The sequence below is a fragment of the Klebsiella pasteurii genome (genome assembly GCF_018139045.1).
GTDB classification, from domain to species: domain Bacteria; phylum Pseudomonadota; class Gammaproteobacteria; order Enterobacterales; family Enterobacteriaceae; genus Klebsiella; species Klebsiella grimontii.
The window spans coordinates 523615-550507 of sequence record NZ_CP073236.1 but is presented as its reverse complement, the minus strand read 5'-3'; the positions used below and the strand labels follow the sequence as shown (position 1 = coordinate 550507).

General features: G+C 53.8%; 28 protein-coding genes. 14 read left to right on the top strand and 14 right to left on the bottom strand.

Going from position 1 to position 26893, the window contains the following annotated elements; translation table 11 throughout:
- Positions 1 to 3 precede the first annotated feature (3 nt).
- From KCG39_RS02530 to KCG39_RS02515, 4 genes are read right to left on the bottom strand one after another with little or no spacing between them, the layout of a single operon-like run.
- Positions 4 to 840: a ketose-bisphosphate aldolase gene (locus tag KCG39_RS02530; RefSeq protein WP_004121447.1), complete on the bottom strand. Its 837-nt coding sequence runs from the start codon at positions 838 to 840 to the stop codon at positions 4 to 6.
- Between the two features lie 24 nt (positions 841 to 864).
- Positions 865 to 1908, bottom strand: a complete 1044-nt coding sequence (locus KCG39_RS02525; protein WP_049115612.1) for an NAD(P)-dependent alcohol dehydrogenase — start codon at positions 1906 to 1908, stop codon at positions 865 to 867.
- A gap of 17 nt (positions 1909 to 1925) precedes the next feature.
- A complete protein-coding gene (locus KCG39_RS02520) occupies positions 1926 to 3305 on the bottom strand; it encodes an MFS transporter (protein ID WP_004121451.1) in 1380 nt (459 codons plus the stop codon).
- A 26-nt stretch (positions 3306 to 3331) separates the two neighbouring features.
- Entirely contained in the window at positions 3332 to 4408 is a 1077-nt protein-coding gene (locus tag KCG39_RS02515; RefSeq protein WP_004121453.1) for a zinc-binding dehydrogenase, read from the bottom strand.
- Positions 4409 to 4737: 329 nt separating this feature from the next.
- On the opposite strand from KCG39_RS02515, the gene chiD reads away from it, so the two are divergent.
- Positions 4738 to 5991: a chitinase ChiD gene (gene chiD, locus KCG39_RS02510; RefSeq protein ID WP_087829276.1), complete on the top strand. Its 1254-nt coding sequence runs from the start codon at positions 4738 to 4740 to the stop codon at positions 5989 to 5991.
- 100 nt (positions 5992 to 6091) lie between these two features.
- Positions 6092 to 6436, top strand: coding sequence for an HNH nuclease YajD (gene yajD / locus KCG39_RS02505; protein WP_004138290.1), 345 nt, complete (start codon positions 6092 to 6094; stop codon positions 6434 to 6436).
- A 60-nt stretch (positions 6437 to 6496) separates the two neighbouring features.
- Here yajD and KCG39_RS02500 read toward each other — a convergent pair whose 3' ends face one another.
- Positions 6497 to 6772: a YeaC family protein gene (locus KCG39_RS02500; protein ID WP_004138292.1), complete on the bottom strand. Its 276-nt coding sequence runs from the start codon at positions 6770 to 6772 to the stop codon at positions 6497 to 6499.
- Positions 6773 to 6814: 42 nt separating this feature from the next.
- Positions 6815 to 7228, bottom strand: coding sequence for a peptide-methionine (R)-S-oxide reductase MsrB (gene msrB / locus KCG39_RS02495; protein ID WP_211811544.1), 414 nt, complete (start codon positions 7226 to 7228; stop codon positions 6815 to 6817).
- 338 nt (positions 7229 to 7566) lie between these two features.
- Between msrB and gapA the strand changes: the two genes are divergently transcribed.
- Both gapA and KCG39_RS02485 read left to right on the top strand, forming a co-directional pair.
- A complete protein-coding gene (gene gapA / locus KCG39_RS02490) occupies positions 7567 to 8562 on the top strand; it encodes a glyceraldehyde-3-phosphate dehydrogenase (protein ID WP_004138295.1) in 996 nt (331 codons plus the stop codon).
- 74 nt (positions 8563 to 8636) lie between these two features.
- A complete protein-coding gene (locus KCG39_RS02485) occupies positions 8637 to 9518 on the top strand; it encodes a D-hexose-6-phosphate mutarotase (protein WP_142467693.1) in 882 nt (293 codons plus the stop codon).
- A gap of 117 nt (positions 9519 to 9635) precedes the next feature.
- Here the strand turns inward: KCG39_RS02485 and KCG39_RS02480 are convergent, their stop codons facing one another.
- Both KCG39_RS02480 and KCG39_RS02475 read right to left on the bottom strand, forming a co-directional pair.
- Positions 9636 to 10490, bottom strand: coding sequence for an aldo/keto reductase (locus tag KCG39_RS02480; protein WP_004121474.1), 855 nt, complete (start codon positions 10488 to 10490; stop codon positions 9636 to 9638).
- Positions 10491 to 10582: 92 nt separating this feature from the next.
- Positions 10583 to 11329 (bottom strand): MipA/OmpV family protein, encoded by a 747-nt coding sequence (locus KCG39_RS02475; protein ID WP_004121476.1) that lies wholly within the window; start codon positions 11327 to 11329, stop codon positions 10583 to 10585.
- A gap of 426 nt (positions 11330 to 11755) precedes the next feature.
- Between KCG39_RS02475 and yeaG the strand changes: the two genes are divergently transcribed.
- The gene (yeaG, locus tag KCG39_RS02470; protein ID WP_004121478.1) at positions 11756 to 13690 is read left to right on the top strand and encodes a protein kinase YeaG; all 1935 of its coding nucleotides are present in this window, start codon (positions 11756 to 11758) and stop codon (positions 13688 to 13690) included.
- A 130-nt stretch (positions 13691 to 13820) separates the two neighbouring features.
- The gene (locus tag KCG39_RS02465; RefSeq protein WP_004138302.1) at positions 13821 to 15104 is read left to right on the top strand and encodes a YeaH/YhbH family protein; all 1284 of its coding nucleotides are present in this window, start codon (positions 13821 to 13823) and stop codon (positions 15102 to 15104) included.
- A 47-nt stretch (positions 15105 to 15151) separates the two neighbouring features.
- On the opposite strand, the gene KCG39_RS02460 is transcribed toward KCG39_RS02465, so the two are convergent.
- Positions 15152 to 16309: a glycosyltransferase family 9 protein gene (locus KCG39_RS02460; protein ID WP_049115621.1), complete on the bottom strand. Its 1158-nt coding sequence runs from the start codon at positions 16307 to 16309 to the stop codon at positions 15152 to 15154.
- Positions 16310 to 16670: 361 nt separating this feature from the next.
- Between KCG39_RS02460 and dgcJ the strand changes: the two genes are divergently transcribed.
- The 3 genes from dgcJ (at position 16671) to KCG39_RS02445 (ending at position 19300) form a co-directional block, all read left to right on the top strand.
- Positions 16671 to 18167 carry a diguanylate cyclase DgcJ gene (dgcJ, locus tag KCG39_RS02455; protein ID WP_142445390.1) on the top strand — a complete coding sequence of 499 codons (1497 nt, stop codon included), beginning with the start codon at positions 16671 to 16673 and terminating at the stop codon, positions 18165 to 18167.
- Between the two features lie 33 nt (positions 18168 to 18200).
- A complete protein-coding gene (locus KCG39_RS02450; protein ID WP_004131605.1) occupies positions 18201 to 18701 on the top strand; it encodes a YbaK/prolyl-tRNA synthetase associated domain-containing protein in 501 nt (166 codons plus the stop codon).
- Between the two features lie 152 nt (positions 18702 to 18853).
- Positions 18854 to 19300 (top strand): DUF441 domain-containing protein, encoded by a 447-nt coding sequence (locus KCG39_RS02445; RefSeq protein WP_004131602.1) that lies wholly within the window; start codon positions 18854 to 18856, stop codon positions 19298 to 19300.
- On the opposite strand, the gene KCG39_RS02440 is transcribed toward KCG39_RS02445, so the two are convergent.
- Positions 19284 to 20075: an AraC family transcriptional regulator gene (locus KCG39_RS02440; protein WP_004131600.1), complete on the bottom strand. Its 792-nt coding sequence runs from the start codon at positions 20073 to 20075 to the stop codon at positions 19284 to 19286. The genes KCG39_RS02445 and KCG39_RS02440 overlap by 17 nt on opposite strands.
- Positions 20076 to 20175: 100 nt before the next feature.
- On the opposite strand from KCG39_RS02440, the gene KCG39_RS02435 reads away from it, so the two are divergent.
- Positions 20176 to 21360: a CynX/NimT family MFS transporter gene (locus KCG39_RS02435; RefSeq protein ID WP_142467694.1), complete on the top strand. Its 1185-nt coding sequence runs from the start codon at positions 20176 to 20178 to the stop codon at positions 21358 to 21360.
- Between the two features lie 37 nt (positions 21361 to 21397).
- Here the strand turns inward: KCG39_RS02435 and KCG39_RS02430 are convergent, their stop codons facing one another.
- On the bottom strand, positions 21398 to 22090 hold the full coding sequence (locus KCG39_RS02430) for a CTP synthase C-terminal region-related (seleno)protein (RefSeq protein ID WP_004131596.1): 693 nt from the start codon (positions 22088 to 22090) through the stop codon (positions 21398 to 21400).
- Between the two features lie 162 nt (positions 22091 to 22252).
- Here KCG39_RS02430 and KCG39_RS02425 point away from each other — a divergent pair, with 162 nt between their 5' ends.
- Both KCG39_RS02425 and KCG39_RS02420 read left to right on the top strand, forming a co-directional pair.
- Positions 22253 to 22762, top strand: a complete 510-nt coding sequence (locus KCG39_RS02425) for a 2-thiouracil desulfurase family protein (protein ID WP_004131595.1) — start codon at positions 22253 to 22255, stop codon at positions 22760 to 22762.
- Positions 22749 to 23093: a DUF488 domain-containing protein gene (locus KCG39_RS02420; protein WP_004131592.1), complete on the top strand. Its 345-nt coding sequence runs from the start codon at positions 22749 to 22751 to the stop codon at positions 23091 to 23093. The genes KCG39_RS02425 and KCG39_RS02420 overlap by 14 nt, the downstream gene beginning before the upstream one ends.
- Here KCG39_RS02420 and KCG39_RS02415 read toward each other — a convergent pair.
- The 3 genes from KCG39_RS02415 to KCG39_RS02405 all read right to left on the bottom strand — a co-directional run bounded on the left by KCG39_RS02415 (position 23088) and on the right by KCG39_RS02405 (position 25024).
- Positions 23088 to 23327 carry a putative hemolysin gene (locus KCG39_RS02415; RefSeq protein ID WP_142467695.1) on the bottom strand — a complete coding sequence of 80 codons (240 nt, stop codon included), beginning with the start codon at positions 23325 to 23327 and terminating at the stop codon, positions 23088 to 23090. The two genes, KCG39_RS02420 and KCG39_RS02415, sit on opposite strands and share 6 nt — an antisense overlap.
- 262 nt (positions 23328 to 23589) lie before the next feature.
- The gene (locus KCG39_RS02410; protein ID WP_004213128.1) at positions 23590 to 23841 is read right to left on the bottom strand and encodes an ogr/Delta-like zinc finger family protein; all 252 of its coding nucleotides are present in this window, start codon (positions 23839 to 23841) and stop codon (positions 23590 to 23592) included.
- Between the two features lie 43 nt (positions 23842 to 23884).
- Positions 23885 to 25024, bottom strand: coding sequence for a phage late control D family protein (locus KCG39_RS02405; protein WP_211811543.1), 1140 nt, complete (start codon positions 25022 to 25024; stop codon positions 23885 to 23887).
- A 154-nt stretch (positions 25025 to 25178) separates the two neighbouring features.
- Here KCG39_RS02405 and KCG39_RS02400 point away from each other — a divergent pair, with 154 nt between their 5' ends.
- Together KCG39_RS02400 and KCG39_RS02395 are read left to right on the top strand one after the other, a co-directional pair.
- Positions 25179 to 26351, top strand: coding sequence for a phage tail sheath subtilisin-like domain-containing protein (locus tag KCG39_RS02400; RefSeq protein ID WP_114261152.1), 1173 nt, complete (start codon positions 25179 to 25181; stop codon positions 26349 to 26351).
- A complete protein-coding gene (locus tag KCG39_RS02395; RefSeq protein WP_004216461.1) occupies positions 26351 to 26866 on the top strand; it encodes a phage major tail tube protein in 516 nt (171 codons plus the stop codon). The genes KCG39_RS02400 and KCG39_RS02395 overlap by 1 nt, the downstream gene beginning before the upstream one ends.
- Positions 26867 to 26893: the final 27 nt, after the last annotated feature.

Sequence of the window (26893 nt, the reverse complement as noted above, 5' to 3'; positions counted from 1 at the left end):
GTGTCATTCCGCTTTCCCGTCAGAGCCAAACAGTTTGATTTTCTCCAGCGCGCGGGCTTTTACCGCCTTGCGGACTTCACGCTCAACGTGCAGAAACGGCTGATTCTGGTTCTCCTGGACCGCCGCCATCGCCGCCTGACACAGTTCGGTGTGGATATTGATTTTCGCAATGCCTAATGAAATGGCCTTCTTGATATCCGCATCGCTAATGCCGGACGCGCCGTGCAGCACCAGCGGAACGGCTACTGCCTCGCGCACGCGCTTAACCACATCAAAATTCAGTTTCGGTTCTGAGGTATAGACACCATGCTGGTTGCCAATCGCCACCGCCAGCGAATCACAGCCGGTACGTTCGACGAATTCCGCCGCCTGATCCGGATCGGTATAGTGATAGTCGGCCAACGCTTCTTCGTAGACCGTTTCGTTCCCCACGTGACCCAGCTCCGCCTCAACCGGAATACCCAGCGGATGGAAGAAATCCACCGCCTCTTTGGTCAGGCGAATATTCTCTTCGAAGTCAAAGGCCGAGGCGTCGCGCATCAGCGAATTCATGCCGTGGACCCAGGCGTTATGGATAATCTCCATGCTGCGGCCATGATCCCAGTGAGCAATCACCGGTACCGATGCCTTTTTCGCCATCGAAACCATCATATGCGAAAAATCTTCAAACGAGGTATTGCCCACAAATCCAGTACCGAAAGAGATAATCACCGGCGACTTAGCCTCTTCCGCCGCATCAATCACCCCCATTAACATTTCCGCATTCCACACGTTAAAGTGGGCAATCGCATAATGTTTATTCCGGGCATCATTTTCCCAATATTTAATATCTGCCAGCATGGTTGTTTCTCCCTTTGCAATAAATTAATGGTTAACTTTAATAACGCCTTTAATGATTTCACGTTTGTTATTAACGGATTCGTCAAACGCGCGCTGAACATCCTCAAAATCGTAAATATGCGTCACCATCGACTTCACATCGAAACGCCCGGAGGAAATAGCTTCAATGGTGACCGGATAGCGGTTGGCATAGCGGAAAACGGTCTGAATCGAAACTTCACGGTTAATCTTGAGGAAATTGATCGCTGAATCACCGGGAACCGTACCGACGATCATGATTTTCCCTCCGCGCATGACCAGATACGGAGCCTGCTTAACGGTGACGGCCGAACCGGCAGTTTCGAATACGATATCGGCCCCCATATCGCCGGAGAACTGCTGGCAACGAGCAACGGTGTCCTCTTTCGCGCCGTTGATAACGACTTTGGCGCCAAGCTTCCCGGCCATGGCAAGGCGTTTTTCCAGCACATCCACCACCGCAATGTCGGTTGCCCCCAGGCAAAGGCATGCCTGCAGAGTCATTAAGCCAATACAGCCTGCGCCAAGAATGACGATTTTCTTGCCCGGCTTTACGTCCGCCAGCATCGCGGCATGCATGCCTACCGCTGCGGGCTCAACCAGCGCCCCTTCCAGGGTGTCCATGTTATCGGGCAGCTTATAAGTGAAGCTCTCTGGATGGCACAGATAGTGGGTTAATGCGCCGCGGTAATTCGGCTGCGTGGCCATAAAGTCGACGTCGGGACAGATATTATATTTTCCCTCCAGGCAGTAGCGGCAGTGGCCGCACGGCACGCCAGGCTCAATATTCACCCGATCGCCCGGTTTAAATTTGCTCACGCGGTTGCCCACCGCCACCACCGTACCGGCGCATTCGTGCCCCAGACCAATTTCCTGATTGGGATCTTTCGGGGGAATAAAGGGACCCGATTCAAAACCGTGGACGTCTGAGCCGCAAATACCGACGTATTCAATTTTTATCAGCACTTCATGCTCTTTCGGCACCGGGATATCGGCGGCAATAATTTTCATCGTGCCCGGCGTTTTTAATATTGCTTTTACATTTTTCATATTATTTCCCGTCAATATTATTTGCTGGTAACTGCATCAATACCGAGGCTTTCGACAGAGACGCCTTTAGTTTCAATTCCGATGGTCGCAATAGCGATGGCGACAATGATGGAGACGGCCCCCAGCAGCACAAACACCCCGGTCACGCCGTAACCGTTAAGCAGTATCGCCACCGCATAAGGCGCGGCGATGCCGCTGATTCGCCCTACCGCGTTTGCAAGCCCCGATCCGCGAAGCTTCGCTTCGGTCGGCCATATTTCCGGCACATATACAGCTGAGGCATAGCACACGTACATATAGACAAACGTAATCAGGAAGAAGCCTATTAAGGTAATCAGCAGCATGCTGGTTTGCAGCGAATAGATATATCCCAGTACGGCAATTAACACTAATAGGCCTACACCCATCTTCTTTCTGGGAATTTTATCCATCACCAGCATAGCGATAAAAATCCCGAACGGCGCGCCGAACATACTCATGGTATTTAATACAATCGAGTCTTTCAGATTAATTCCCTGGGTCATAAATATCGTCGGCAGCCAGTTAATTAAGGTGTACTGGACGACATTCATGGCTATCAGCACGAAGGAGCCTAAAATTACCCGCTTCAGTAATACACCTGTTAATAACGCTGAATAGGGCACGGCGCGCGGTGGTTTACCGTCATCGGCGATAATTACTGGTGGCAGCGGTTTGCCGGTCTGCTGAATCACCCGTTCTTCGATGGCCCGCATCACCTCTTCAGCTTCCGCATAGCGTCCACGAGACTCCAGCCAGCGGGGCGATTCAGGAAAACTGCGCCAGGCAATCACGGTGGCTATCAGCGACAGCACGGCGGGGATCAGCAGTTGAACGCGCCAGTTCCATTCCGCACTAATTAGCGGTGTTAATCCCATCGCGATCAGCGAACAGAGCGGATAAGACCAGTTGCCGATAAACGAGACCCGACTGGACCAGGTGCCGCGATTTCTGCCGGGCATATACTCGGTAAAACCGGCGAATAAGGTGACCAGCAGCGCGCCTAATCCGACCCCCATGACAAAACGACTGGCGATCAGGAAGGTCATGTTCGGGGAAAATGCCCCGACGACCATCGCAACGATATGAATCGCTTCATACAGAATGAACGCATTTTTACGCCCAATTTTATCGCCGATGATGCCGCCGCCCAGCGCGCCAAGAAACATGCCCGCCGTGGTAATGGCGGAGAACGTGGCGGTGGTCGAATTATCGGTCCAGCCGAGCACCTTTAATTGCGCAAGAATTAATCCGCCAACGGCATTGCTCCAGCAGACCAGTAACCCGAAAGCGACCATGGCAAACATTGCCGAGTGCCAGCGGCAGTCAGGCAGGCGATCCAGCCTGGCGCCGCAGTGCGGTTTTGCTATCTGTTCCATCGGATAACGTTCCTTTCATAAAGGGGTTATTCATCAAAGTCGTAAGTCATGATGACTTTGATCGCGGTTTTATCGACCATGGCGTCAAACCCTTCACGCCATTGCGACAGGCCAATACGGTGCGTGATCATCGGTTTGACTTTGATCGCGCCGCTGGCGAGCAGGCGAATGGCGTTACGCCAGGAAGTGGAGTCATAGGCCATATGCCCGATGATGCTTTTGTTCCACGCGGTGATATCGTTGATGGAGAAGTCCAGCGGTTGGAAGCCCATGCCCACGCGCACCACTTCACCGTTAGGACGCAGCATTTCGATGGATTGTTTAAGGGCGATATTGGCGCCGGAACATTCGATAACCAGCCCCAGATTATCTTTGCCGCAAATCGCCTGGCAGCGGGCGACCACATCCTCAGTAGAAGCGTTGACTACCGCCGTCGCGCCGAGCGCTTTGGCTATAGGGAAACGTACCGCGACATCCTCTTCCAGCCCGACCATTACGATATTTACGGCCCCCATAATGCGTGCCATCTGTACGGAAAAGAGCCCAAGTGGACCGGTACCGAAAACCACGACGTCCTGACCGGGAAGAAATTTGGATTGTTGGGCGAGCGACTTATAAGCATTACAGATAGGATCCAGCACCGCCGCGTCTTCGTAATCAACGCCCGGCGGAATCTCCCACAGCGCATGACGATGGATTTTGAGGATCTCTCCCGGCACCAGGCAGTATTTTGAAAATCCGCCGCCCCAGGTATTGTTGTCCAGCCCCAAATTCACTTTTTCTGCACAACACAGAAAATCACCCTGTTCGCAGGCCGGACAAACGCCGCAGACGTGCCCGCTATTGTCAGAGACCACCCGCTGGCCGACTTTCCAGTCCTTGACCTTGTCACCCACCTGGATAATGGCACCGGCAAATTCATGGCCGCGTATGGAGTTAAATTGATCGGAACCGCTGTCGACATTGTAGTGTTTCATATCCGCGCCGCAGATGGCGGCGGCTTTGATTTCAATCACCACGTCATCCGGGCCACACACCGGTTCCGGAACGTCAATCATCTTATAGCCGCCAAAGGCCTTACCAAATCTTGCCAGTGCTTTCATTGCGTCTTCCTTTGTTTAATGGTTTTGCTTCAGTGGAGGCAATACTTAACCACAAAATCTTTGAGGTCAATATTAAATCTTTAAAACACAGATATTGATCTGCATTTCACAACTTAGATCACAAATACGGCAACATTCGTCCAGGGAGGTGATTGAATTGAAGACATGGCGTGGTCACGCGACCGCTCCGCTAATGCAGCCGTGAACCGCTTCGCATTTTTGCACAGCGGAAGATGCTAGCCTGCACGAGCTGTTTTTTTCGCCACGCCATTTCCGTGGCGTGTTTGTTTTTCAATGTCACTTTTAAGTCAAGTCAAAGAGGATCCGCTATGAAACTTTTGCCTTTGCTGGCAGCTTTACCCCTGCTCTGCGCGAGCGTTGTTTCCGCTAACACGCTGATGTCCGTCGGTTACTTTAACGGCGGCGGCGACGTCACTGCCGGTCCCGGCGGCGATATTGATAAACTGGACGTACGCCAGATCACCCATCTCAACTACTCGTTTGGTCTGGTCTATAACGACGAGAAAGACGAAACCAACGCGGCCCTGAAAGACCCGGGCAAGCTGCATCAGATTTGGCTGTCGCCGAAAGTACAGGCGGATTTGCAGAAAATCCCCAGCTTGCGCCAGCAGAACCCAAGCCTGAAAGTGTTGCTTTCCGTCGGCGGCTGGGGGGCGCGCGGATTCTCCGGCGCAGCGGCAACGAAAGACACCCGGGCGGTGTTTATCCAGTCGGCGCTGGCGATCATTGAAAAATACGGCCTCGATGGCATCGACCTCGACTGGGAGTATCCGGTCAACGGCGCGTGGGGGCTGGTCGCCAGCCAACCGGCCGATCGCGATAATTTTACCGCCCTGCTGAAAGAACTGCGTGCGGCGGTAGGGAAAAACAAACTGGTGACCATCGCCGTAGGCGCAAACGCGGAGAGCCCAAAAAGCTGGGTGGACGTCAAAGCGATTGCGCCATCGCTCGACTACATCAACCTGATGACCTATGACCTGGCCTACGGCACCCAATACTTCAATTCCAACCTGTATGATTCAACCCGCTGGCCGACGGTCGCTGAAGCAGATAAGTACAGCGCTGACTTTATAGTGAACAACTACCTTGCCGCTGGTCTAAAGCCGAGTCAGATGAACCTGGGGATTGGTTTCTATGGACGGATACCAAAACGCGCCGTCGAACCGGGTATTGACTGGAGCCAGCCGGACGCGCAGAAAAACCCGGCCACCCGCCCCTACTTCGCGGCTCAACAGATTGAGCTGTTCGAATCGCTGGGCGTCGATCTGACCAAAGACACCTATGTGAAATATAACGATATCGTGGCGAAGTTAATCAACGATCCGCAGAAGCGCTTTACTCAGCATTGGGATGATGAAGCGAAGGTGCCGTGGCTATCGGTACAGTCCGCCGACGGTCAAGCCCTCTTTGCGCTTTCCTATGAAAACCCGCGCTCGGTAGCCATCAAGGCCGACTATATCAAGAGCAAGGGTCTGGCGGGCGCAATGTTCTGGGAGTACGGCGCGGATGACCAGAACCAGTTGGCGAAACAGCTGGCCGAGTCATTGGGGATCAAACGCTGAACTGCGCGGTGTCAGCGCGTGCACAATAGGTTATGATAACCGCATTCCGCTGCGCCAGCTCCGGCGCAGCTTTTCATTTGCAACAGAAGGCATGGGTATTATGGCTTATATCCCGAAAAACTACGCCCGTCTGGAAGTCGGTTACCGCGAAAAAGCGCTGAAGCTCTTCCCCTGGGTCTGCGGACGCTGCTCGCGTGAGTTTGTCTATTCAAACCTGCGTGAGCTGACGGTGCACCATATCGATCACGATCACTCCAATAACCCGGAAGATGGTAGTAATTGGGAGATGCTGTGCCTGTACTGTCACGATCATGAGCACTCAAAATATACCGAAGCCGATCTGTACGGTTCGACGGTGGTCGCCGGCGAAGATGCGCAGAAAAGCGTCGGCGAAGCGAAATATAACCCCTTCGCCGATCTTAAAGCGATGATGAATAAGAAGTAACGCGGTGACGCATCAAAGCCCGGCGCGCATCTGGCCGGGCTGACGCAGGCCTTTTCAGGCTCAGGATTTAAAGGTCGCGATAGGCTGCGGCGTAATGCCAAAGTCAACTTTCAGCTGCTGTTTACTTTTCATCACCATCTGCCCATTGGTATCAATGGTCATATGCTGTGCGTCAACGTTGTAGCGCGCCTGCCAAAGCATCACCAGCTGCAAGCAATTCTCTTTCTGTTCGTCAGTCAACGCCACGCCGTCCGGCCATTTACCCAACTCCACCGCTGTTGCCAGGCGCTGATAAACTTCTGGCGTCATACCGTCAATAATCCGATCGATTTCCATCTTCCGTTATCCCCGTTTGGAATAATTTGCTGAATCGTTTTTTCAACCCTTAATTTGCTCACCGTTTTCATCATTGGTGAACCTTAACGAGGCCGAATTAACGCAAAAACGTTCTCCGGTGGGCTGAGGGCCATCCGGGAATACGTGCCCAAGGTGAGCATCGCAGTTTCCGCAGCGGATTTCCGTGCGCTGCATACCGTGGGAGTAATCATTTAGGTAGCGGATTGCGTCATCACTGAGGGGCTCATAAAAGCTCGGCCAGCCGCAGCCGGAATCATACTTGGTTTGCGAGTGGAACAGCGCGGCATCGCACACCAGGCAGTGGTAGACGCCATCGCGTTTATTGTGCAGCAACCGCCCGGTGAACGGCGGTTCAGTACCGTGATTCTGCGTCACGTAAAACTGCATCTCGCTCAAATTTTTTTTGAGCTCGTCCGAAGAGGGTTTATTCGACATTGACTTGCTTCTCGCTGTGAAAGGACAACTTTTCACGTCAATTCTAACAAAATATTAACAATGAAGCGTGCACTTTTGTTCTAAACTTAGGCGACGCCAAAAGGCAGCCACACAATTGTGATGAACATCACATTTTTATCTTCAATGACCTTTAAAATTCCGGGCGCAGCCCCCATATGGAATTGGGCTCAAAGGGAAAGTGGGATAAATCGACCGCGCAAAGGCATGCTCTGGATTGATTTGTCGCAATGATTGACACGATTCCGCTTGACGCTGCGTAAGGTTTTTGTAATTTTACAGGCAACCTTTTATTCACTAACAAATAGCTGGTGGAATATATGACTATCAAAGTAGGTATCAACGGTTTTGGCCGTATCGGTCGCATTGTTTTCCGTGCTGCTCAGGAACGTTCTGACATCGAGATCGTTGCAATCAACGACCTGTTAGACGCTGACTACATGGCTTACATGCTGAAGTATGACTCCACTCACGGCCGTTTCAACGGTACCGTTGAAGTGAAAGACGGTCATCTGATCGTTAACGGTAAAAAAATCCGTGTTACCGCTGAGCGTGACCCGGCTAACCTGAAGTGGGACGAAGTGGGTGTTGACGTTGTTGCTGAAGCAACCGGTATCTTCCTGACCGACGAAACCGCTCGTAAACACATCACCGCTGGCGCGAAAAAAGTCGTACTGACTGGCCCGTCCAAAGACAACACCCCGATGTTTGTTAAAGGCGCTAACTTTGACAAATACGAAGGCCAGGACATCGTTTCCAACGCATCCTGCACCACCAACTGCCTGGCTCCGCTGGCAAAAGTTATCAACGACAACTTCGGCATCATCGAAGGTCTGATGACTACCGTTCACGCAACCACCGCGACTCAGAAAACCGTTGATGGCCCGTCTCACAAAGACTGGCGCGGCGGCCGCGGCGCAGCTCAGAACATCATCCCGTCCTCTACCGGCGCTGCTAAAGCTGTAGGTAAAGTCCTGCCAGAACTGAATGGCAAACTGACCGGTATGGCGTTCCGCGTTCCGACTCCGAACGTATCCGTTGTTGACCTGACCGTTCGTCTGGAAAAAGCTGCTTCTTATGAAGAAATTAAGAAAGCAATCAAAGCTGCTTCTGAAGGCGCAATGAAAGGCGTTCTGGGCTACACCGAAGACGACGTTGTATCCACCGATTTCAACGGTGAAATCTGCACTTCCGTATTCGACGCCAAAGCGGGTATCGCTCTGAACGACAACTTTGTGAAACTGGTTTCCTGGTACGATAACGAAACTGGTTACTCCAACAAGGTTCTGGACCTGATTGCTCACATCTCCAAATAAGTTGAGATGAGACAGTAATCTGTAAGAGCGACTTCGGTCGCTCTTTTTTTTGTCTGAAGATAAAGGATTGCGTAATGATTAATAAAATTTTTGCCCTCCCGGTTATCGAACAGCTTACCCCTGTACTTTCCCGCCGCCAGCTTGATGACCTCGAGCTGATCGTCGTTGACCATCCGCAGGTGAAAGCGTCCGTGGCTTTGCAGGGCGCTCACCTGCTCTCCTGGAAGCCCGCGGGTGAAGAAGAAGTCCTGTGGCTCAGCGGCAATACGCCGTTTAAAAACGGCGTTGCCCTGCGCGGCGGCGTGCCGATTTGCTGGCCGTGGTTTGGTCCTGCTCAGCAGGGTCTGCCCTCCCACGGCTTCGCCCGCAATCTGCCCTGGGCTCTGAAAGGGCATGATGAAGATGAAAAAGGCGCGGTGCTGACCTTTGAATTGAAAAGCAGCGACGCTACCCGCCAGTACTGGCCGCACGAGTTCACCCTGCTGGCGCGTTTTAAGTTGGGCAAAACTTGCGAAATTGAGCTGGAAGCGCACGGCGAATTTGAAACCACGTCTGCCCTGCATACCTATTTCAACGTCGGCGACATTGCGGCAGTGAAGGTCAGCGGTCTGGGCGACCGTTATGTTGATAAAGTGAAAAACGCGGAAGAAGGCGTATTAAGCAACGGCACAGAGACTTTTCCCGATCGTACCGACCGCGTGTATCTGAATGCCGAAACCTGCAGTGTGATTCACGACGATGCGCTGAGCCGCAACATCGACGTGACCCATCATCACAACAGCAACGTAGTGGCCTGGAACCCGGGTCCGGCGCTTTCCGTCAGCATGGGCGACATGCCGGATGATGGCTACAAAACCTTCGTCTGCGTAGAAACCTGCTGCGTGACCGAAACCCAGAAGGCCAGCGAAGAGAAACCTTCGCGCCTGGCGCAAACCCTCCGCGTGGCGAAACGCTAACGCATAGCAGGATAGCGAGCGGGTTAACATCGTGCTGCCGGGCGGCGGCTAACGCCTTGCCCGGCATACGCGACTGATTGTGCTCGTATTTGGCCGAACGTAGAGTTGGGCTTTCCTTTACACCATATCCAGCGGCGTTTTTCTGGCCGGCGCCGGGTAAGCTTTATCCAGAAGCGCAAGCTCCTCGTCGTTCAGCACCATATCCAGCGCCGCGGCATTCTGCGCGACATGCTCAATGCTCGACGCTTTCGGGATCGCCAGTACCTCCCGGTGGCTAATCACCCACGCCAGCAGAATCTGCGCCGCGGTCACGCCCCGCTGCTGCGCAATATTTTTCACAACGGTATGATTTAAAAGTCCATTGCGCAGGCGACCAGCCTGAGCCAGCGGGCAATACGCCATTACCGGCAGCCGCCGCTGCTGGCACCACGGCAGCAGGTCATACTCAATACCGCGGGAAGCCAGATGATAGAGCACCTGATTGGTCGCGCACCGTTCGCCGCCCTCCACCTGCCAGAGCTGATGCATATCATCGTTATCGAGATTCGACACGCCCCAGCGGCGAATTTTACCCTGCGCAACCAGCGCTTCCATGCCGGCAACCGTCTCCTCTAGCGAATAATCTCCGCGCCAGTGCAGCAGGTAAAGATCCAGATAGTCGGTATTGAGGCGGCGCAGGCTGGCCTCGCAGGCGCTGGCTATTTTGCGTCCACCAGCATTCCATGGGTAGACTTTAGACACCAGCACCACGCGATCGCGTTGCCCGCGAATCGCCTCGCCGACGACCTCTTCAGCGCCGCCGTCGGCGTACATTTCCGCCGTATCGATAACCGTCAGGCCAAGATCGATGCCCGCGCGCAGTGCAGCCACCTCCTGCGCGCGCAGCGCTGGGTTTTCACCCATATACCAGGTCCCCTGCCCAATAACGGGAACCGCCGGATGCTCGCCAAAATGAATGGTCCTTTCTGCCATCGCTACCTCCCGTAAATGATTGCACCACCATAATGCAAAACAGGGCGAAACGCCCTGTTTTGATGCACAAATTGCCCTGTAATAAAGCACTATCAGAAGGAGTAAGTGATCCCGGTAGAAATCAGGCCGCTCCAGGATTTGTCCACCATCGGGCTATCGGTGATTTCATCGGACAGACGGGTATAGCGCGCCACGCCGTATACGCTCCAGTCGCCAAGGAAACGATAGTTTGCCGACAGCTCGAGGTACGGGTTCCAGCTGCTGTCCGGATCGTAGCTGCGCATGCCGCTGCGATTCGACTCATGTTTCGAAACACCATAGTAGTACTCGTTCTGGTTGTCACTGTTCCACTCCACGCCAATACCCGGCGTAAGCGTCAGGTTGCCGTTGGTATAGCGATACAACCAGGCCAGATCCCATACGATACCGTTGCTGTTATCGAGGGTGTCCCCGGACAGCGCGGTGCGCAGGAAACCGTACTGCGTATAGTGTTCGTAGGAGAGCCCCGCCATCACCGTGGATTTACGTTTATCCAGACGACGCATCTGCTGGCTATCGCTGTCGCCAGGCTTAAAGTACATCGGCGACCAGTACGCGGTCACAGAGAGCTTGTCATTGGTATCATTCCACAGGTAGTAACCACCACCTAAGCCGCGAAACCAGAAGTTATCGCTCTCATAATTAATAACGGGCACCGGGTAAACATCAGCATCATATTGCTTGTAGGGATGTTCGACGACACCCACACCCGCCCCTAAAGTGAACTTCCCTTCAGCGTGTACGGCGGATGCTGAACTCGCAATCAACACACCAAGTGCCAGAAGTTTGATTTTAGTCACGATCCATATTCCTGTTGTCAAATAATCAGCGCAGGCAGTTTAACGTTGTATACGTCATGCCTCAAATTCTTTACCAGTCATTACACTGAACTCATCATTTTCTCATCGTCAGATGACTACTAGCTGACACCTGAATGACAGCGCCATGACGCCGCAGGACAAGAGGTGCAAAAAAGAGACCGTTTTCCGGATGAGTTATTGATATGTCATTGAAATTGATTTTCTACGCCATGCAAGTTTTCCAAATGCATCTACGCTTTAATTTAGAAGAAGTAAATGCGGGGCACGTTATACAGATACTTCGCCAACCTGGCATAAGGGTTGCTGGAGTATCAGAGAGCGCTATGCAGCTTACCTCTTCCGGGGGCTCCCACTATTCATATGAACGGCTCTCAACCTGTGCTAAAAACGAAAGGACGGCATGCCATGAATATATTCGATCACTATCGCCAGCGCTATGAAGCTGCCAAGGACGAAGAGTTCACACTGCAGGAGTTTCTTACCATCTGTCGGCAAGATCGCAGTGCTTATGCTAACGCAGCAGAAAGATTGCTGATGGCCATCGGTGAGCCGGTCATGGTCGATACGGCCCTGGAACCCAGGCTATCCCGTCTCTTTTCAAACCGGGTCGTGGCACGCTATCCGGCCTTTGAAGAGTTTTACGGGATGGAAGATGCCATTGAGCAAATTGTTTCTTATCTGAAGCACGCCGCTCAGGGGCTGGAAGAGAAGAAACAGATTCTGTACCTGCTGGGACCCGTGGGCGGCGGTAAATCATCGCTTGCCGAACGCCTGAAGTCCTTGATGCAGCGTGTCCCTATCTATGTACTTAGCGCAAACGGAGAGCGCAGCCCGGTCAACGACCATCCGCTGTGTCTGTTCAACCCGCAGGAGGATGCGCAAATCCTCGAAAAAGAGTACGGCATTCCAAACCGCTATCTGGGGACGATTATGTCGCCGTGGGCGGCCAAGCGCCTGCATGAATTCGGCGGCGACATCACTAAGTTCCGCGTGGTGAAAGTGTGGCCGTCAATTCTGGCGCAGATCGCCATCGCCAAAACCGAGCCCGGCGACGAGAACAACCAGGACATCTCCGCGCTGGTCGGTAAAGTGGATATTCGTAAACTGGAGCACTACGCGCAGAATGACCCGGATGCCTACGGCTACTCCGGCGCTCTGTGCCGCGCCAACCAGGGGCTGATGGAATTCGTCGAGATGTTTAAAGCGCCTATCAAGGTGCTGCATCCGCTGCTGACCGCCACGCAGGAAGGCAACTATAACGGCACCGAAGGGATCTCCGCCCTGCCGTTCAACGGGATCATCCTCGCCCACTCCAACGAATCGGAATGGGTGACCTTCCGGAATAACAAAAACAATGAGGCCTTCCTCGACCGCGTGTATATCGTCAAGGTGCCTTACTGCCTGCGTATCTCAGAAGAGATCCGTATCTATGAAAAACTGCTTAATAACAGCGAACTGACCCATGCGCCTTGCGCGCCGGGAACGCTGGAAACGCTGTCGCGCTTCTCGATTCTGTCGCGCCTGAAAGAGCCGGAAAACTCGAGTATTTACTCAAAAATGCGCGTCTATGACGGCGAAAGCCTGAAAGACACCGACCCGAAAGCGAAGTCCTATCAGGAGTATCGCGATTATGCCGGCGTCGATGAAGGGATGAACGGCTTGTCGACCCGCTTCGCGTTCAAAATTCTGTCGCGGGTCTTTAACTTCGACCACGCCGAGGTGGCCGCCAACCCGGTGCATCTGTTCTACGTTCTGGAGCAGCAGATCGAGCGCGAACAGTTCCCGCAGGAACAGTCAGAACGTTATCTTGAGTTCCTGAAAGGCTATCTGATCCCGAAATACGCCGAGTTTATCGGCAAAGAGATCCAGACCGCCTATCTTGAATCCTACTCTGAGTATGGGCAGAACATTTTCGACCGTTATGTCACCTACGCCGACTTCTGGATTCAGGATCAGGAATACCGCGACCCGGATACCGGCCAGCTGTTTGACCGCGAGTCGCTGAATGCGGAACTGGAAAAAATCGAGAAGCCCGCCGGGATCAGTAACCCGAAAGACTTCCGCAACGAGATAGTCAACTTCGTGCTGCGCGCCAGAGCGCACAACAGCGGGCGTAATCCAAACTGGACCAGCTACGAGAAGCTTCGCACGGTTATCGAGAAGAAAATGTTCTCCAATACCGAAGAGCTGTTGCCGGTGATTTCCTTCAACACCAAAACGTCAACCGATGAGCAGAAAAAACACGATGACTTTGTCGACCGCATGATGGAGAAAGGCTATACCCGTAAGCAGGTTCGTCTGCTGTGCGAATGGTATCTGCGGGTACGTAAATCATCCTGATAGACCGGCCCGACAGCTAACCGCTGTCGGGTTAATAATAACTGCGAAGACCCAATGACATTCAGCGACGGGCTATTTTCCGCGTCTGAATGGCCGGGGCATTGTTGGCAAATGCAGTACAGGAGGGCATATGACCTGGTTCATAGACCGACGCCTGAACGGGAAAAATAAAAGCGCCGTCAATCGGCAGCGCTTTCTGCGCCGCTATAAAGCGCAGATAAAGCAGTCGATCTCCGAGGCCATCAACAAGCGCTCGGTGACCGATATTCAGAGCGGAGAGTCCGTCTCCATCCCAACGGACGATATTAACGAACCGATGTTTCATCAGGGACGCGGCGGCCTGCGCAATCGCGTACACCCCGGTAACGATCACTTTGTACAAAATGACCGTATTGAACGCCCTCAGGGCGGCGGTGGCGGTGGCGGCAGCGGTCAGGGGCAAGCCAGCGCCGACGGCGAAGGCCAGGACGAGTTTGTCTTTCAGATTTCGAAAGACGAATATCTCGATCTATTGTTCGAAGATCTCGCCCTGCCAAATTTGAAGAAAAATCAGCAGCGTCAGCTGACGGAGTATAAAACCCATCGCGCGGGCTATACCGCTAACGGCGTTCCCGCCAATATCAGCGTCGTTCGCTCGTTGCAGAACTCGCTGGCTCGGCGCACGGCGATGACCGCCGGTAAACGCCGGGAGCTGCACGCGCTGGAAGAAGACCTCGATACCATTAGCAAAAGCGAACCGGCGCAGCTGCTGGAAGAGGAGCGGCTGCGCAAAGAGATAGCCGAACTGCGGGCGAAAATCGACCGCGTCCCGTTTATTGATACTTTCGATCTACGTTACAAGAACTACGAAAAACGGCCAGAACCGTCCAGCCAGGCCGTCATGTTCTGCCTGATGGACGTCTCCGGCTCCATGGACCAGGCGACCAAGGACATGGCAAAACGCTTTTATATTCTGCTGTATCTGTTCCTCAGCCGGACCTATAAAAACGTCGATGTCGTTTATATCCGCCACCATACGCAGGCTAAAGAGGTCGATGAACACGAATTCTTTTATTCGCAGGAAACCGGCGGCACGATTGTCTCCAGCGCCCTGAAGCTGATGGATGAAGTGGTTAAAGAGCGCTATGACCCGGCGCAGTGGAATATCTACGCCGCACAGGCCTCGGATGGGGATAACTGGGCGGACGACTCACCGCTGTGTCACGAACTGCTGGCGAAGAAAATCCTGCCCGTGGTGCGCTACTATAGCTATATCGAGATAACCCGTCGGGCGCACCAGACGCTGTGGCGGGAGTACGAACACCTGCAGTCGACCTTCGAAAACTTTGCTATGCAGCATATTCGCGACCCGGAAGATATTTATCCGGTATTCCGCGAACTGTTTCACAAGCAGACCTCAAAAGCGGACGGTTAAACTTTTCCCGACAGCCAGCACAGACGCTGGCTGTTTTTTACCCCGCCTTACCCGGCCCGCCCCTGTTGCAGGGTGCCGGGATCAATCTCCGACATAATCAGGTCGGGTAAGCTCTCCAGCTGGTGCACCTTGCCGCACTTAACGATGATCTGCCGCGCCTTGTCGTATCCCGGCGCCCAGAGTCGATTATTCATCCGCACATCTTTATAGACCGCAATAAGCGGTTTTTTCCACGCTGCCGCCATATGGACCACCGAGGTATCCGGCGAGATAACTAAATCGGACTGGGCAATAAGCGCCATGCAGTGATGCAGCGTTTTAAACGGGTTCACGCAGACCTTTTCCGCAAGGGGAATACGGATTTCATTGCGGTGATCGAGCAGGATGATGTTGACGTCGGGATAATCCTGACACAGCCTGGCGATAAGCGCTGCCAGCTGCGCCTGCGACATACTACGGTCCTGATGCCCGGCAAAAATATTAATCACCACGTTACGCCCGTTCAGCGCCGCCAGATATTCGCGAACCTGCTGATTAACATCCTGCGGGATATGCAGGTCATAAGAGTGGAGATATTTCTTATCCAGCTGCAGATAATCAGCGATGATCGAAAATGTCTTGCTGACGTGCCAGTTTTCACAGTCAAAATCAAAAGACCGGGTATAGTGATTGATGGAAGGCCATTTATTAAATCCCAGTACAACCCTGGGTTTTATCTGCCGTAAAAGCAGCATCCGGTGTACCGGAATATCAAACAGCGACGGGTCAATTACAACATCGTACTTATTATTCGCAAGCTCATTAATAACGGAGCGAGGAACATTATGGGTAAATTTGCGCAAATAATCCGCCGATTCAACATTATCAGCCTCATAGATATGGCGAATACGCGGGTTATGGCGCATGACCTGGCTATTCGATTTGGTCAACAGAAAGTCAACGGTCATTCCGGCCTCATGGAGGCATTTAACCAGCGCTGAGTCTACCACCACGTCGCCGATCGCCCCTTCATTACGCATTAGCAGTACCGTTTTGACAGAGGTTAAATCAGCTTCGCGGCGCACCCGACTATCCCAGAACGCTTTAGCGATATAGACTCGCAGGATATTGCGCATTTTCTTAAAAAAATAATTACGACGCCTGTTTAGCTCCCTTATTTTTTTAAACTTCCGGGGGGATGCCTGCACCGCTGAGTTTTCCATCATCATAACCTCATTACCGCTATCAAAAGTACCGCCTGTTACCCTGCTAAGGACTGGTGAAAATAAGAAAAGTTCGCTTGATAATTAACATTATTTCATTTTTAGCGGCGACAGGATAGCCGCAGGGGGATTATTGCAGCATATTTTATTGAGAACAAAATGAGTGAAAAATGGATTTAGTCGAATATTTACGATAGCAATATAACTTAGCACCCTTATATTTAATAGGCTATTTATCATCATAACCGTCCGGTCATGACGCATGACGATGCTGGACAGGCGACCAGTATGCTTATCATCGGTCATGGCGCCACCGGGCCACGCATGGTAGAATCATCTTAATTGTGCTGGCGAAATTATCATCATGAAATTACAGAATAAATTACTCCGTTATTTCATTTCTGCGGGGGTGGTTGTCCTGACATCTTCATTTCTGGTGTATGAATTAGTCGCCAGTCATCGGGATATGTCAGAATACATGCGATATATCGTCGAAAAGGGCGAATCCGCCTTTCTGTACGATAAATATCAAAACCAGCTCGTGATCTCCCAGTTCTCGCGAAAGCTGGATACGCAGCCGACTGCTGAAAAAGCCCAACGGGCCTGCGCCAGCGTCGAGAACAATGGTAAAGTCTTCGGCCTTAATATCGCCGGGCATACCTTCCCCGGACTTCACGGTACGCTCAGTACCACTCAGGCGTCATGCGGGCCGTGGATTAACGATCTGCCGGCGCTGCAAGCATTTGATGCTGCTATCGCCCAAAGTAATATGAACTCAGCGTTAAATGCGGCGACATTCAAATCTGACAAACGTTTCCGCTACTATCTTGATTTAGATAATAAGTATGCTTATTTCTATTCACCGATTGAGATAAATAGCAGCCCAGTCGCGAACTGGAATTTTCTTCACGACAGCAAGCTGGGCATCACTCAGAACAGCCTTAACGGTTTACTTCGCGGCCGCACGCTGATTTCCAGCATCTATGCTGACGCGTTAACCGGGCAGAATATTTTGTCATTTTTAACCCCGGTTTATCATCGGGATCGGCTGAAGGGCATCGTGATGGTGGATGTCACTCGCCATGATATTGAGAAACTTCTTTATACCGCCGACCGCCCTTTGGTCTGGCGCTATCTCGACATCACGTTAACGGACTCCGACTCAACATCTGAAATCCGCGTACACCGCAGCAATACGCATTTTTTCAGCTATGCCCACCATAGCCAGAAGGTGGCGGAAAACCTGCATATTGCGCTGTCGCTGGATATGACCTATTTTCTGCTTAGCTCCTGGAAGCTATTCCTGTTTTACCTGATATCTACCGGCGTTTTACTGCATCTGGTACGTATGCACTTTCGTCTGTATATCGACGTTTTCAAAGAAAACATTAGTGATTCTTTAACCGGTCTCTACAACCGAAAAATTCTCTCCTCGCTGCTGGAATCGCGTATGCAAAAGCTCACAGAGCAAGGGGTGAATATCGTGTTTATGGCGCTGGACTGCGACCGGCTAAAATACCTTAATGACACCTGGGGGCACGACGAAGGCGACCGCGCGATTGTGCTGCTCGCGCAGTCCATTTCCGCCGCCATCCGTAAAAGCGATTACGGCATCCGTCTGGGCGGCGATGAGTTCTTCCTGATCCTGATCGATTATGAGGAGCAAGAGGCGCAAAATATCCCTGCGCGTATTCGCCAGCACCTGAGGGCAATTGATATTAACCGGCGCGTTAATTTCTCATGGGGCGCCTGCAGCATGGCGCCGGGGGATAGCCTGGCCGACGTAATGAAAATCGCCGATGCCCGGCTGTACGAAAATAAAAAGCAAAAAAAACACGCTTACCCGGGGCGAGAGGATTAATCTTGAGGTTTTATTTTTAAGGAAAAAAACGACATGAACGCGCCAGTAAAAGTGAGTATTCATCAGCAGCTGTTGGCGCTGCTTAACCGCGACCATGCCCGCTACCGGGTCGTGGAACATGAAGCCGTCGGAAAGTGTGAAGCCGTGTCGAAGATCCGCGGCACCGCGCTGGGTCAGGGAGCCAAGGCGCTGGTATGTAAAGTGAAAGGGCATGGCGTTAATCAGCACGTTCTGGCTATCCTCGCCGCCGATCTGCAGGCGGACTTAGCCCGGCTCGCCGAATACATCGGCGGCAGTAAAGCCTCGCTGGCCAGCCCGGCGGAAGTTGACGCCCTGACCGCCTGCGCGTTTGGCGCCATTCCCCCCTTCACTTTCCATCCGGACCTGCGGCTGGTCGCCGATCCGCTGCTGTTTGCGCGTTTCCCGGAAATCGCCTTCAACGCCGGGCAGCTTGATAAGTCCATCATCCTTGATACCGCCGACTATCTGCGCATTGCCCGTCCGGAACTAACCGCGTTTCATCGCCAGGCCTGATTGTCCCCCTGCTACGATAAAGCCGGCGGTTGCAATCGCTCGTGCAGATGCCTCAAATCGCGAGTCTGCGATAAAAATCCTGTTTACTTACGCGATTATGCGTAGAGTAAACGGGCTTTTCTTTTTTTATTTTTTGGCAAGGACCTCTGCACATGCTCGACACCACCCTGTTAATACTGCTGGGCCTGGCGGCGCTCGGCTTTATTAGCCACAACACCACCGTTGCTATTTCAATCCTGGTTTTAATTATCGTCCGCGTCACCCCGCTCAACACCTTCTTTCCGTGGATTGAAAAACAGGGGCTGACCATCGGTATTATTATCCTCACCATCGGCGTGATGGCCCCCATTGCCAGCGGCACGCTGCCAGCCTCAACGCTGCTGCACTCCTTTGTAAACTGGAAGTCGCTGCTGGCGATTGGCGTGGGGGTATTTGTTTCCTGGCTTGGCGGGCGCGGCGTGGCGCTGATGGGCTCACAGCCGCAGCTGGTGGCCGGACTGCTGGTCGGCACCGTCCTCGGCGTCGCCCTCTTCCGCGGCGTTCCGGTTGGCCCGCTGATCGCCGCCGGGATCATTTCGCTGTTTATTGGGAAGTCGTAGCCAGGCTGGCAAGATAGCGGCCCGGGGTTTGCCCGAGGCCCTTTTTAAACATGGTAATAAAGGCGGTGGTAGAGTCATAGCCCAGGCTCTGCGCCGTCTGCTGTACCGTCTGCCCGCGGATCAGCATCTGCAGGGAGAGAATCAGCTGCAGCTGATGTCGCCAGCGGCGAAAGCTTAAGCCAGTCTCACGCACCACCAGCCGCGCCAGATTGCGTTCGCTCATGGCGAATTCCGCCGCCCACTGCGCCAGCGTTTGCCAGCGGGCCGGGTCGACGGCCATCGTGTCCACCATCTGACGAATTTTTGGATGCCCGGAGACCGGGAGCTGCAGGTGTTCCTGCGGCTGCTGGGGAAGCTCATCGAACAGCACCTGCACCAGGCGGTTCATTGCCGGTTTAGCGAGTTCGGCCCTGCCGCGCTCGGCCATCACGAGGATAAGCTCGCGCACCAGCGGCGAAATCTTTAGCGTGCAGCAGCAATCTGGCATCGGCGCCGCGTCGGGTTCAATAAACAAAAAGCAGACCTGCGCCTCCGGCGTCGCCCGATTGCTGTGCGGCACCTGTCCCGGCACCCACACCGCGTACTGTGGCGGCACCATCCACATCGCGTTATCCACTTCGCAGGTCAGCGCCCCGTGAAGCGCGAGGATAAGCTGCCCTTTGCGGTGCTGATGGCGCGGAATGTACTGTTCGTCAGCAACAACCTGAATACGAAAGGCCGCCGCTGCTTCGTGGCCGCTGTCCGGATCGTAGCCGTCAAGGCCCAGTCCGATCATAAGAATGTCCGATTTTAGCGATAATCTGTCATTTTAGCTTGATTTAAACAGAGGACAAACAGGCTATTGTAACCGCCTCGTATTCTAGTTTGAGATAGCCATGAATTCCGCTTCACTTTCTGCCGGTCGCCGTAATCTTGTATTGATTGCCGGTATTCTGCTTATCGCCACCACCTTACGCGTTACTTTTACCGGTGCCGCGCCACTGCTTGACGCCATTCGCAGCGAATATGGCCTCACCACCGCGCAAACCGGTCTGTTAACCACTCTGCCGCTGCTGGCCTTTGGCCTGGTCTCGCCGCTGGCGGCGGGGGTCGCCCGCCGCTTCGGCATTGAACGCAGCCTGCTGCTGGCGCTGATCCTGATTTGCCTCGGTATTGCTCTGCGCTCTCTACCCATGGTCACGCTGCTGTTTATCGGCACCGCGATTATCGGTTGCGGCATCGCGCTGGGGAACGTTCTGCTACCAGGGCTCATTAAGCGTGACTTCCCGCAGCACGTCGCCAAAATGACCGGCGCTTACTCTCTCACCATGGGGGGGGCAGCGGCGCTGGGTTCGGCAATGGTCGTTCCCTTGGCTTTCGCCGGGCTGGGCTGGCGCGGCGCGCTGTTGATGCTGATGGTATTTCCGCTGCTGGCGCTGTTTATCTGGCTGCCGCAGTCGCGCAGGCAAGTCACCGCGCCGTTGACCGGGTCCGGCGCCATCCACAACCGCGGGATCTGGCGATCGGCGCTGGCCTGGCAGGTGACGCTGTTTCTCGGGATTAACTCGCTGGTCTACTACGTCATCATCGGCTGGCTGCCCGCCATTCTGCAAAGCATTGGCTACAGCGAAGCGCAGGCGGGCTCCCTGCACGGGCTGCTCCAGCTGGCAACCGCCGCGCCGGGGCTGGCGATCCCGTTAATACTTCATCGGCTGAAAGATCAGCGTGGTATTGAGGTTCTGGTCGCCCTGATGTGCGCAGTCAGCGCGCTCGGGTTATGGTTTTTACCCGGCCAGGCGGTGCTGTGGACGCTAATCTTCGGCTTCGGGTCCGGCGCGACCATGATTCTCGGCTTGACCTTTATCGGTCTGCGGGCCAGCTCCGCGCACCAGGCTGCCGCGCTGTCCGGCATGGCGCAGACGGTGGGCTATTTGCTGGCCGCCTGCGGGCCGCCGGTGATGGGGAAAATTCATGATGCCAACGGCGACTGGCATATCCCGCTGATCGCCGTGGCGTTGATTTCAATTGCGATGGCGGTATTTGGCGCGCTGGCCGGTCGCGATCGAGAGATTAACCGCTAGCGATACCGATGCCCGGCGACTGCCGCCGGGCGTTCGCTCACTGACTTGCCGCGCGTAAAAACGCGTGAACCAGTGGCGCAGGTCTGCCTTCCAGCGCGTTGCGCTCGTGCTGGAATAACGTGGCGACAAAGAACGGATGGGTCACCAGTTCCACCGCCCGAATCTCGCCGTCATCATCCCAGCCCGTGACCCGCAGGTCGCCCTGCTCCAGCTCGCGGGCAAAATCGTCGGCAATCCCGTAGCTACAGTGATAACCCTCTTCAATGGTGTCGCGGCCATAGGCGCGGGAGATAAGCGTATTGGCGCGCAGTTCAATATTGTCCGACTTTTCCACCAGCGAGCAGCTTAACGGCGCAATCACCATCCGCCCTTCGGTATCGGTTTCGGCATGCGCGGCATCCTGCCAGCCCATAACGTTGCGCGCATATTCAATAATCGCGTGCTGGAAGCCGCCGCAGGTGCCAAGGAACGGAATACCGTTTTCCCGGGCGTGGCGAATGGCGATAAAGGCGCCTTCGACGTTTTTATAGGGGCTGGCGGGAACCACCCAGATAGCATCGTAATCGGCAAGGTCATCAGCGGATTTTATCTCACTGGTGGACAGCCAGTCATAGCGCAGCGGCAGCTCCAGTACGGCAGCGGCATCATCAATCGCCAGCGGAATCGCTTTATGGGCAACGACGTCGGGGTTGTAATCACCAACCAGGGCAATACGCAGGGGGGAGTTCATAGCAGGATCCTTATGTCATAGCGATTATCAGGCAACACAAGGAGCCTCAGGTTAGCGATCTCCGCGGCAGAACACAATCCTTATTTTGTCTGCCCCTGAACGCGGGTAATTTACTCTGACTGGCGTTATGGTATAGGGCAAACAAATGGCTACGGATGCACGATGAAGGACAAAATTCTGGTTAGCGCCTGCCTGATGGGCTTTCAGGTTCGTTATAACGGCAGTCACAAAGCCCAACTGGCTAACGCGCTGTCTCGCTGGCAGAGCGAGGGGCGGCTGGTCACCCACTGCCCGGAGCTGGCTGCCGGATTGCCCATCCCCAGGCTACCGGCGGAGATTCTTGACGCGCAAGGAGCGGACGTTATGCGAAATCGTGCGCAAATTGTCGAAAGCGACGGCCAGGACGTCACCGCGCACTATCAGCTGGCTGCCTGGCTGGCGCTAAAAGCCGCGCAGGAGGAAGGCTGTACCGCGGCGTTGCTCACCGATGGCAGCCCAACCTGCGGCAGTCAGTTTATCTATGATGGTACCTTTAAGGGACAGCGCAAACCCGGAGCCGGCGTTGCCGCCGCCCTGCTTCGCGAATACGGGATAACGGTATTTTCCGAGCAGCAGCTACCGCAGCTGCTTGCCTGGATGAAACAAAGGGAGAGTGACGATGATTCAATGTAAACGGGTTTATGACCCGCAGGAAGAGAGCGACGGCTACCGGATACTGGTAGACCGCCTGTGGCCGCGCGGAATAAAAAAAGAGGCGCTCAATTACGCTGAGTGGTGCAAAACCCTGGCGCCATCGACAGATTTACGTAAGGCTTTTCACGGCGAGACGCTCGATTTTGCCCACTTTAGCCAGCGCTATCGCCAGGAGCTTGAGGCCCATCGTGATGAAGGCGAGCGCCTGGCCGCGCTGGCACACCGGCAGACGCTGACGCTGCTCTACGCGGCGAAAAACACCCGGCAGAACCATGCCCAGGTGCTTGCTGACTGGCTGAAAGCGCTATGACTTAGCCGGATGATCTCGGCGCCAGAGCTCCCATTCGTCTATCGTTTCCCCGCTGGGAAGTTTGCACTCGGTGCGCACGCCCTGCGGGCTTTGAATGGGAACCTGTTTCCCGCCCAGTTGCTGACAGTAAACCGAAGCCGGGTTAGCCATCCCTACCGGATGTGCTGGTTGTGTCGGCTGAGTCTGCGCGCATCCGGCAAGCGCCAGTGGCAGCATCAGTATCATCTCCTTCATTTCTGCTCCTTAATTGATGAAAACGTTTTTTCGTCCCGAATCTCCACTGTTTCTCCATTTTAGCTGCACTTTTGCATCGTAGAGTAGCCCTGTTCTCGAACTGACCAGAGAACAGATCATTCCATAATCAATGAGTTTTCCCCGTCGCCCCCGACGGGGCTTTTTTTTGGGATTTAATAAATTGAAATAAAAGGATTTATTTCAAAAATGTCCACATATCGACCACATTGACAAGAATAGCCCCCTTTCCAGGGGGCTATTTTTATACTGCAAGACTAAGTTGACTGTTCCCGTAATGAGAAGCAGGGAAAGCGTCGCCGGGGATAAATCCTGGTGGCAAAGGATCTGCGCTGGTTGAGCGCTTCGTTACTCTGCGCTCTACGGTGTTAAGTGTCGTGAATGACTCGCTACATTCAAGATTCTGGCATTGATGATATTGCCGGATGGTGAACTCGCTTAATCGGCGACTGGTGCGGGTGCGGGCGTTTGCGCCGCAGTAGGGACAAACAAACATGATGATCTCCCATAGGGAGTTGAACTCACGCCTATTATGGCCGCTACTGTTCAGTTTCTGCAATCCAGTCGCTTATTTTCGCCTCAAGCTCCATTTTCGTGGTAAATCCGTTATCACCTATCACATGTTCCGCTCTGGCAATGATCCAATCCTGAGTATCGATTTCAGTCTTAAAGCCCGACACGTTCAGATGCATACCAGGGTATAAATCGGCGCGGCCACGCGCCAGGGTTATCGAAAACTGCGCCGCGCCTTTCTGGAGCTGTATCCATTTTGCCGCAGCTGCGCGCCTGGCCGCCGTTTCGTTCTGATAAGTTTTACGCAAAACATACACGTTACCTTCAGCGCCTTCCATGTAATCCCCCTCCGGCCGACTGCTTTTCTCCTTAGCCTTTTTTCTGGCAGTATTTGTTTTGCGCTTAGTGACCTTGACCGGTTTTTTCTTGCCGAAATTAAGATCCAGCCAGTACGCCCGCACGCCGGTGTAAGCATCGCGATCGGCAATGCGGAACCTGTGACGATCTCCACTGGCACGAGTTATCTCAGCCGATGGCAGCGCCCTGCCGGATGCACTGACGCCTCCCCCAGGCAGGATAAACAGCAGACAGCCATTTTTCACGGTGGCAATGGCCCCCAACATCTCCGCCATGCGCGTTAAAAACGACATGTCGCTCTCTTCGGTCTGATCCGCATGGTCGATCTCAATGTCGATCAGAGCCTCGCTAATCATTGGCTTCAGGCCATAACGCCGGGCTATGGCCGATACCACCCGCTCTACCGTCATATCATGCCAGGACACCTCCCGCCTGACGTTCATCTCTTCGCGAAAATCAGCGCTGTGCGCGGTGATGTCGATAACATCCGGCGGCCCGCTATGCCCCACCTCGTCAACGGTGTAGAGACCTTTGTAGATCAATGCCTCACCCAGCCAGCCGATGGACACCGCCAGCTCCGCACCACGCGGTGGTAAATCCGTTACTCCATCAGAGTCATCTACTGACAGGGTTAGCTGGTCAGCATCAAAACCGTTGTTATCTGTCACAGATAGCGAGGTGATGCGGTCGGCCAGTTCGGTTAGGGCTACACCACCCAACGTAATACTAAAATCTGGCGTTTTTACGACCTCACTTAATTTTTCTACATACGCTTCGGCTGCTGTTGTTAGCGTGTCTGCTATCGACATAACTCCCCCGTTTTTTGCTGATGATTCCATGCCCGCGCGCGGGGCTGAATCCCTTTTTGTTGTCAGCGAACGGGCAGACCGGCAACCAGGCGACGCCAGCAGACTTAACGTTGAATATTGCCCTGAACTCAAAGAGCAACATGATGGTGAACTTATGTCTGAAACTCGTTTTCACGGCGTCCGCTCTCGCGAAAATACCGACCTACAGCAGGCAATCAATGACATTGATTCCAGCGTGATCGGTATTGTTGCGGTTGCTGATGACGCCGATCCGGAAACTTTCCCGCTCAATACGCCGGTTCTGCTGACACGGGTACGTAACGTCCTCGGCAAGGCAGGTAAAACCGGGTCACTTTACAAAGCCCTCAAAGCCATTTCCGATCAGTGCAGTCCGCGTGTTGTGATTGTCCGGGTGAAAGAGGCTTCCGGTAACGGCGACAGCCAGTCCCAGGCCATTATTGGCGGAACAGATGGCGACAGCTATACGGGAATGTATGCCCTGCTGACGGCGGAGGCCAAAACCGGCTATCGCCCGCGCATCCTGGCGGTGCCGGACTACGACACTGCGGAAGTGACGTCACAGCTTTGCGTGATTGCCCAAAATCTGCGGGCTTTTGTTTATGCCGGTTGCAACGACTGCGCGACCATGGCGGAGGCTATCGCTTATCGCAAAACCTTCGCTTACCGCGAGCTGATGCTGATCTGGCCGGACTTTATCGCTTACAACCCCCTGACGGATGATAACGAAACGTTTCCCGCCCCGGCTTACGCCTGCGGCCTGCGCGCCGCTATTGATAACAGCCAGGGCTGGCACAAATCGCTGTCGAATGTTGTGGTGAATAACGTTCTGGGTATTTCGAAGGATGTTTTCTGGGCGCTACAGGCAGAAGACAGCGACGCCAACGAGCTGAACAACAACGAAATCACGACGCTTATCAAGCGTGACGGTTTCCGCTTCTGGGGCAACCGCACCACGGACACCAAAACCTATACTTTCGAGGTGTTCACCCGTACCGCGCAGATCCTGGCGGACAGCATTGCGGAGGCGCAATTTACCTCTGTTGACAGCCCGCTCACTCCGGCCAACGTGAAAGATGTGGTAAGCGGCATCCGCTCTGCTCTCAGCAAAAAAGTCACTGCCGGCCAGCTTATCGGCGCTGACTGCTGGTATGACACGATGGACAACGGCACCACGGATTTGCGCCAGGGAAAACTGATTGTGCGCTATAGCTACAGCCCGGTCCCACCGCTTGAAGATCTGACGCTATACCAGACCTTTACTGATGATTTTTACGAACCGGCGTTCGCGTCGCTCGGGGGTGAATAATGGCTATTCCTCACAAACTACGGCTTTTTAGCTGCTTTGTTAACGGCGACAACTATCTGGGAAAAGTGACCTCTTTCACTCGCCCCAAACTGTCACGAAAGGTAGAGGACTATCAGGGCGGTGGCATGCTGGGTGCGGTCGGTGTTGATCTCGGCCTTGAGGCTGGCGCGCTGGATTCCACCATTGTTTTTGGCGGCGTCATTAAGGCTCTGTTTCTCGAATACGGAGCAGAAATTGACGGCACGCGGCTGCGCTTTGCGGGTGAATATTTCACTGATGGCGAAAGCCAGCTTGTCGAGGTGGAGCTGCGCGGGCGATTTACTGAACTCGACGGTGGAGATTCAAAACAGGGAGAAGACACGGAGGAAAGTTACACCTTTAAATCCACCTACTACAAATTCTCCATTGATGATCAGCCCATTATCGAAATCGATCTGCTGAATTTCATCTACAAAAAGAACGGTCAGAACATGTTCCCGGACCGCATCACCTCCGCCCTTGGCATGGGCAATTAATAACCTTTCAGAGGGTGGCAAAGATGC